The organism is Methylibium sp., assembly GCF_031393925.1.
Lineage (GTDB): Bacteria > Pseudomonadota > Gammaproteobacteria > Burkholderiales > Burkholderiaceae_C > Methylibium.
The window spans coordinates 1-7,371 of the sequence record NZ_JANMWL010000122.1 but is presented as its reverse complement, the minus strand read 5'-3'; the positions used below and the strand labels follow the sequence as shown (position 1 = coordinate 7,371).

Genomic DNA, 7,371 nt, shown 5'->3' with positions numbered 1-7,371 from the left:
ATTGGTGCCGGCGAGAAGAGTCGAACTCCCGACCTTCGCATTACGAATGCGCTGCTCTACCAACTGAGCTACGCCGGCGCTCGTTTATCAGGTGCTGCCGTTGTGCGGCAGCCTCTTGACGAAGCCCAAATTCTAGCCGATGCCGCTCGGCCGACATGGCGGCGCGCCCGGCGGCACGCGCCTCACTTCAGCCTGAACGCCGGCAGCTTGCGCGCCACCGCGACGTTCTTCAAGCTCACGTACACCGGCAGCCCGTCCTTGCCGTATTTCGGGTAGTCCTCGCCCTGGATCAGCGGGCGCAGGTAGCGCTTGCAGGAGTCGGTGATGCCGAAGCCGTCCTTGGTAATGAAGTCGCGCGGCATGAACTTCTCGACGTTGGCGACCTTGGCGAGCGGTGCCACACCGATCTTGTATTTATAGGGCGTGTCGGAGAGGCGCTCGACGGTCGGCATCACCGCGTTGTGGCCCGCGAGGGCCAACTCGACGGCCTTCTTGCCGAGTTCGTAGGCCTGCTTCACGTCGGTCTTGGAGGCGATGTGGCGCGCGGCGCGCTGCAAGTAGTCGGCCACGGCCCAGTGGAACTTGTGGCCGAGCGCGGCCTTGACCATGTTGGCGACCACCGGCGCGGCGCCGCCGAGTTGCGCATGCCCGAACGCGTCGCGCGTACCCTGCTCGGCGAGGAAGGTGCCGTTTGCGTAGTGGCAGCCCTCGGACACCACCACCGAGCAGTAGCCGTGTTCCTTGACGAGCTTGTCGACCCTGGCGATGAATTTCTTTTCATCGAACTCGATCTCGGGGAACAGGATCACGACCGGGATGCCGTGATCCTCGACCAGCCCGCCGGCCGCGGCGATCCAGCCCGCATGGCGGCCCATCACCTCGAGCACGAACACCTTGGTGGAGGTGAGCGCCATCGAGCGCACGTCGAAGCTCGCTTCGAGCGTGGACACCGCCACGTACTTGGCCACCGAGCCGAAGCCGGGGCAGCAGTCGGTGATGGGCAGGTCGTTGTCCACCGTCTTGGGCACGTGGATGGCCTGCAGGGGGTAGCCCATGGACTCGGACAACTGGCTCACCTTGAAGCAGGTGTCGGCCGAGTCGCCGCCGCCGTTGTAGAAGAAGTAGCCGATGTCGTGCGCCTTGAAGACATCGATCAGGCGCGCGTACTCGCGCTGGTTGGCCTCGAGCGACGCGAGCTTGAAGCGGCACGAGCCGAACGCGCCCGAGGGCGTGTTGCGCAGCGCGGCAATTGCCGTGGCCGACTCCTTGCTCGTGTCGATCAGGTCTTCGGTCAGCGCGCCGATGATGCCGTTGCGCCCCGCGTAGACCTTGCCGATCACGTCCTTGTTGGCACGCGCCGTTTCGATCACGCCGCAGGCCGAGGCGTTGATGACGGCGGTGACGCCACCCGACTGGGCGTAAAACGCGTTCTTTTTCTTGGCCATGGTGCTGTGTTCCTTGACGGTGTTGCTCGAGCTCAGGCCTGGAGAGCGCGCGTCACGATCTCGCGCGTGTCGTCCGAAAGTTCGGGCCTGGCCGCCACGCGCGTGATCGCTTCGCACGCGGCACGACGGTAGGGCTCGGCCAGGCAGCGCCAGCGGTCCAGTGCGCGCGCCAGGCGCGAGGCCAGCTGCGGGTTGATGGCGTCGACTTCGATCACGCGGTCGGCCCAGAACACATAGCCGGCCGCGTCGGCGCGGTGCAGCGCGGCCGGGTTGTTGAGCAGCAGCATCGCCAGCACGCTGCGCGCGCGGTTCGGGTTCTTGAGCGAGAAGTCGCGGTGCTGCAACAGCGCCTTGGCGCGCGCGAACACCGCTCCGCCCTGCTCGCAGGCGCCCGCCTGCAGCGCGAACCACTTGTCGATCACCAACGCGTCGTCCTTGAACAGCGCGTGAAAGCGTTCCAGCGCCGGTTGCGCCAGCTCGGCATGGGCATTGACCAGCGCCGACAGCGCGCCGAGGCGGTCGGTCATGTTGCCGGCCTCCTTGAAGCGCTGGTAGGCCTTGCCGGGCCAGACGGTGTCACCGGTCTGCTGTGCGTCGAGCACCAGCATGGTCAGGGCCAGGTTGGTGAGCGCGCGTTGGCCACTGCTGCTGGCGTCGGGCGAATAGCCGCCGCTCGGCTGCTGCGTCTCCCAGGCCCACAGCCAGTCGGCGTGCAGGGCGCGCGCCAGTTGGCGACGCATCGACTCGCGCACGGCGTGGATGCGCTGCGGGTCGACGTCGTGGCCAAGCTGTTCGCTGGCATGGGTTTCGCTCGGCAAGGTGAGGGCGAGTTCCTTGAATGCCGCGCCCTGCGTCGGGTCGCGCAGCACGCTGCGCATCGCCGCGGTGTAGCGCTCGCCGAGCTGCGGCTCGGCGCCGCCGCGCACGGCCGCCAGCAGGCGCTGCAGGGCGAGTTGCTGGCCGGCCTCCCAACGGTTGAACGGGTCACTGTCGCGCGCGAGCAGGGTGAACAGCTGGGCGTCGCCGAGGTTGGCGTCCAGCAGCACCGGCGCCGAGAAGCCGCGCAGCAGCGAAGGCACCGGCTCGCTGTCGACGTTGACGAAGGTGTAGAACTCGCGCGCCGCGTCGAGCACGAGCACGCGCTCCACCGCCGGCAGACCGGTCGCGGCGTCTGCGACGGGCGCTGGCTCGCGCTCGAGCTGCAACGGCAGCGCGCGGCCATCGGCCGCGACCAGCCCCATCGCCACCGGCAGCAGGTGCGGCGGCTTGTGGTCTGGCAGGCCGTCGGCGCCGGTGCTGTGCTGGGCCAGCTCGAGCGTGTAGCTGCGGCTGGGCGCGTCGTAGCGTCCGCGTGCGGCCAGGCGCGGTGTGCCGGCCTGCGCATACCAGCGCTTGAAGATGTCGAGCTGCATGGCCAGCGCGCTCGCCGGGTTGGCGTCGGCGATCGCCTGGGCGAAGTCGTCGCAGGTGACGGCTTGGCCGTCGTGGCGCTCGAAGTAGAGCGTCATGCCCCTGGCGAAGCCCTCGCGGCCCACCAGCGTGTGCATCATGCGCACCACCTCGGCGCCTTTTTCGTAGACGGTGGCGGTGTAGAAGTTGTCGATCGCCTGGTAGGCATCGGGCCGTACCGGGTGCGCCATCGGGCCGGCGTCTTCGGGAAACTGCAGCTGGCGCAACAGGCGCACGTCCTCGATGCGCTTGACGGCGCGCGCGGACGGCGTGCCGGCCATGTCCATGCTGAATTCCTGGTCGCGAAAGACCGTGAGCCCTTCCTTGAGCGAGAGCTGGAACCAGTCGCGGCAGGTGACGCGATTGCCGGTCCAGTTGTGAAAGTACTCGTGGCCGACCACGCTCTCGATGTTGTGGAAGTCGGTGTCGGTCGCGGTTGCGGGGCTTGCCAGCACGAACTTGGTGTTGAACAGGTTCAGGCCCTTGTTCTCCATCGCGCCCATGTTGAAGTCGCTCACCGCGACGATCATGAAGCGCTCCAGGTCCAGCGACAGGCCGAAGCGCGCCTCGTCCCAGGCCACCGACGCGACGAGCGAATTCATTGCATGCTCGGTCTTGTCGAGGTCGCCGGCGCGCACATAAACCTGCAGCAGGTGTTCCTTGCCGGAACGGCTGACGATTTTTTGCTCACGCGCCACCAGATTGGCCGCCACCAGCGCAAACAGATAGCTCGGCTTGGGAAAGGGGTCGTGCCACTTGGCGTAATGCCGACCGCCGTCGAGCGGGCCCTGCTCGACCAGGTTGCCGTTGGACAGCAGCATCGGGTATTTCTTGGCATCGCCCTTGAGCGTGACGCTGTAGACCGCCATCACGTCGGGGCGATCAGAGAAGTAGGTGATGCGCCGAAAGCCCTGCGCCTCGCACTGCGTGAAGAAGCCGCCGCCCGAGGTGTAGAGCCCCGACAGCCGGGTATTCCTGGCCGGCGCGCAGGTGTTGCGGATCTCGAGCGTGAACGGGCCGGGCGCCAGGTGCTGCAGGCCGTCGAGCACGAGCTGAGCGCCTTCGATGCGAAACGACACGCTCTCGCCGTTGACCAGCACGCGCGTGAGGTTCAAGTCCTCGCCGTCCAGGCGCAGCGCCTCGGGCGCCACCGCTTCGTTGCGCTCGACCTGCATTTTGTTGATGACCAGCGTCTTGGCCGGGTCGAGGTCGAACGTCAGGTCGACGGTTCTGATCCAGTAGGCCGGCGCGGTGTAGTCCTCGCGGCGGATGAGGGGGGCGGTGCCTTCGCGCATGGTGCGTGTCTCATAAAAAGGAGATGACTTTCAGCCCAGCCGCGCGTGCGGCGCGGGCTAACTGCTTGTCGTCGGTGGCCAGCACCTGGGCGCCCGCCGCAAGCGCGGTGGCCAGGTGCAGGGCGTCCAGGGTGGCGAGCGGCACGCCCTCGGCGATGCACAGGCGCGCGGCAATCAGGACCGAGGTGTCGAGCGGCACGATGTCGAAGAATCCGCTGCGCAAGTCGTCGTCGATGCGCAAGCGCGCTCGATGCCGATCCGGGCCCTTGCCCGATGCTTCGCGAGAGCGCCGCGCCACCATCGACTCGAGCTCGAGGGCGCACAGGCTGCTCACCACGAAACGGTTGGCCGACTCCTCGAGCATGGCCTCGACCGCGTCGGATTGCGGCGAGACGAGATACCGCTTTGCCAGCACGCTGGTGTCGACGTAGATCAGGCTCATCGACGGTCGCGATCCTCGCGGATGAGCTGTTCGATCGACGTCTTCGGTTTGGGCTGCTTGGCCCGAAACGCCTTCAAAGAGGGCAGCTTGGGTCGCGGCATTTCGGCCTCGACTGGCAGCAGTCGTCCGATGGGCTCGCCATTGGACAGCAGGAGGACCTGGCCTTCACGCGCCAGCGTTTCCTTCAGGCGCGGCGTTGATTGCCGCAGCTCGCGCACGCTCATCGTCTTCATGGGGTTTCCCGGTGGCGGCAGCGCCGTGTCACGCATTGTATGCAGCGTGTCACGACCGACCTCAGACACCCTGCTTCAAACTGGCTTCGATGAAGGCGTCCAGGTCGCCGTCCAGCACCTTCTGCGTGTTGGAAATCTCCACGTTGGTGCGCAGGTCCTTGATGCGGCTCTGGTCGAGCACGTAGCTGCGGATCTGGTGGCCCCAGCCGACGTCGGTCTTGGAGTCCTCGAGCTTTTGCTGCGCCGCCATGCGGATGCGCATTTCGTGCTCGTAGAGGCGCGAGCGCAGCATCTGCCAGGCCTCGTCGCGATTGCGGTGCTGTGAGCGGTCGTTCTGGCATTGCACGACGATGTTGGTGGGCATGTGCGTGAGGCGCACCGCCGAGTCGGTCTTGTTGATGTGCTGGCCGCCCGCGCCGCTGGCGCGGTAGGTGTCGGTGCGCACGTCGGCCGGGTTGATCTCGATCTCCAGCGTGTCGTCGACCTCGGGGTAGACGAAGACGCTCGCGAAGCTGGTGTGGCGACCGCCCGAGGAGTCGAACGGGCTTTTGCGCACCAGGCGGTGGACGCCGGTTTCGGTGCGCAAGTGGCCGAAGGCGTAGTCGCCCTCGATCTTGAGGGTGGCGCTGCGGATGCCGGCCACGTCGCCTTCGGTCTCTTCCATGATCTCGACCTTGAAGTCCTTGCGCTCGCAGTAGCGCAGGTACTGCCGCAGCAGCATCTGCGCCCAGTCGCAGGCCTCGGTGCCGCCCGCGCCGGCCTGGATGTCCAGGAAGCACGGCATCGGGTCGGCCGGATTGTTGAACATGCGGCGGAATTCGAGCTGTTCCACCTGCGCGGCCAGCGTGCGGGTCTCGGCCTCGATCGCCTTCAGAGCGTCGACATCGCCTTCGTCCTTGCTCATCTCGAACAGCTCGGCGTTGTCGGCCAGGTTGCTCTCGAGCGAAGCGATGGTCTGCACCACCACGTCAAGCGACTTTTTCTCGCGGCCGAGGGCTTGCGCGTTCTTGGGATCGTTCCAGACCGTCGGGTCTTCGAGCGCGGCGTTGACTTCGCTCAGCCGACGAGATTTTTCATCGAAGTCAAAGATACCCCCGGAGGTCTTGCGTGCGCTGGCTCAGGTCGGTGAGCTGCGCGCCCAGGGCGTTGATGTGTTCGATGTCCATCGCGAATCTTTCGTGTCTTGGGGGCCGTGCAGAGCGCCGGCCGAAGCGCGGATTTTCACACGCAGCGCGGCCCGCACTCGGGGCGCGGATCAGAGTGCGGCGAGAAACCGCTCGAGGTGCGCGGCCAGCGCTTCGGGCTGGTCGTGGTGGAGCATGTGGCCGGCGTTGTCGAGCACTGCGCGTTCGAGTCGTGGCACCCGCGCAATGCGTGCCTCGAACTCGCTGCGCGGGTAACGGTCGCCCCAATACTTGCTCACATCGGTCTCGCTGCCCTCGACCCACAGCACCCCGGCCTCGATGCGCTCCCAGCAGGCCAGCACTTCCTCGTCGCGGTAGAGCACCGGATTGGCACGCTTGTGCGCCGCGTCGCCCTGGATCACCCAGCGCCCGCTGGCCGCGTCGAGCCGCGACCAGTGCGGCGCCAGCCAGTCGGCGCGCTCGGGTGCGAGGCGCGGGTTGTTCTTGCGCAGGCGCTCGGCCACCTTGGCCAGCGAGGCGTAGTCGCTCAGCCGCTGCGCTTGCTTCAGCTCGTCGAGCCAGGCGGCGTAGCGCCGAGGCGCGAGCGCGGGCAACGCCCGCGGCAAGCCAAAACCTTCGAGGTTGACGAGCCGACGCACGCGAGCGGGTCGCACGCCGGCATAGATCATCACCGCGTTGCCGCCCATGCTGTGGCCGAGCAGGTCGACCGGCTGTGCAGGCGAAAAATGGTCGAGCAGCGCGTCCAGGTCGCCCAGGTAATCGGGGAACCAGTAGCTGTCGGCGGCGGGCGAGGCGGTGAGGCCAAAGCCGCGCCAGTCGGGCGCGATCACGCGGCGCTCGCCCGGCAGCGCATCGACCAGGAATTGGAACGAGGCGCCGACATCCATCCAGCCGTGCAGCAGCATCAGCGGTGGCTGTTCGGCGTTGACGAGCGCGACGTCACCCCACACGCGGGCGTGATAGCGCAGGCCGCGCACATCAATGAACTCGGAGCGCGCGATGCGGCGCGGCGTGTAGGCGTCATGGGTCATCGCTCACTGTAGCCAACGCCGCCACGGGGTGATACGGATTCGCTTTCATTTGAATAGGAAAGGCAGCCTGCAACGAGCCATCGGCAGCCTTCGGGTTGCGGGTTTGCGGGTTTGCGGGTTGCGGGCAAGGGCAAGAGGTCGGGGGGGTGCGGCAAAGGCGCGTCCGGGCAGGCGGTAGCGCTTCATCGAGGCGGTCTGCGCTTTGCTGCGACTGCCTTGCGGTGCTCGGGCTCGTGGCCCGTCGCGCAACTCACTGCGCTCACTGCGCTCACTGCGTTCACTGCGTTCAAACAAGCGCGCGACGAATCAGATGACCAAGCGCGCTGCGCGC

General features: G+C 67.0%; 6 protein-coding genes and 1 tRNA gene. All 7 read right to left on the bottom strand.

Translation table 11 applies throughout. From position 1 onward, the window contains the following. Positions 1-2: 2 nt before the first annotated feature. The 7 genes from RMO12_RS07130 to RMO12_RS07100 all read right to left on the bottom strand — a co-directional run bounded on the left by RMO12_RS07130 (position 3) and on the right by RMO12_RS07100 (position 7,040). Positions 3-78, bottom strand: a tRNA-Thr gene (locus tag RMO12_RS07130). A gap of 104 nt (positions 79-182) precedes the next feature. Beyond that, entirely contained in the window at positions 183-1,445 is a 1,263-nt protein-coding gene (locus tag RMO12_RS07125; protein ID WP_309638751.1) for a 6-phosphofructokinase, read from the bottom strand. Between the two features lie 32 nt (positions 1,446-1,477). Further along, a complete protein-coding gene (gene pepN / locus RMO12_RS07120; RefSeq protein WP_309638750.1) occupies positions 1,478-4,189 on the bottom strand; it encodes an aminopeptidase N in 2,712 nt (903 codons plus the stop codon). 10 nt (positions 4,190-4,199) lie between these two features. Beyond that, on the bottom strand, positions 4,200-4,631 hold the full coding sequence (locus RMO12_RS07115) for a type II toxin-antitoxin system VapC family toxin (protein ID WP_309638749.1): 432 nt from the start codon (positions 4,629-4,631) through the stop codon (positions 4,200-4,202). After that, on the bottom strand, positions 4,628-4,900 hold the full coding sequence (locus RMO12_RS07110; protein ID WP_309624100.1) for a hypothetical protein: 273 nt from the start codon (positions 4,898-4,900) through the stop codon (positions 4,628-4,630). The genes RMO12_RS07115 and RMO12_RS07110 overlap by 4 nt, the downstream gene beginning before the upstream one ends. A gap of 25 nt (positions 4,901-4,925) precedes the next feature. Next, positions 4,926-6,030 (bottom strand): peptide chain release factor 2 gene (gene prfB, locus RMO12_RS07105; RefSeq protein WP_309638748.1). Its coding sequence is split into 2 segments (ribosomal slippage): positions 4,926-5,948 and positions 5,950-6,030, totalling 1,104 coding nucleotides; the frame shifts between segments, so codons are not numbered across the junction. A gap of 89 nt (positions 6,031-6,119) precedes the next feature. Then, complete coding sequence (locus RMO12_RS07100; protein WP_309638747.1) at positions 6,120-7,040, bottom strand: alpha/beta hydrolase; 921 nt, start codon at positions 7,038-7,040, stop codon at positions 6,120-6,122. Positions 7,041-7,371: the final 331 nt, after the last annotated feature.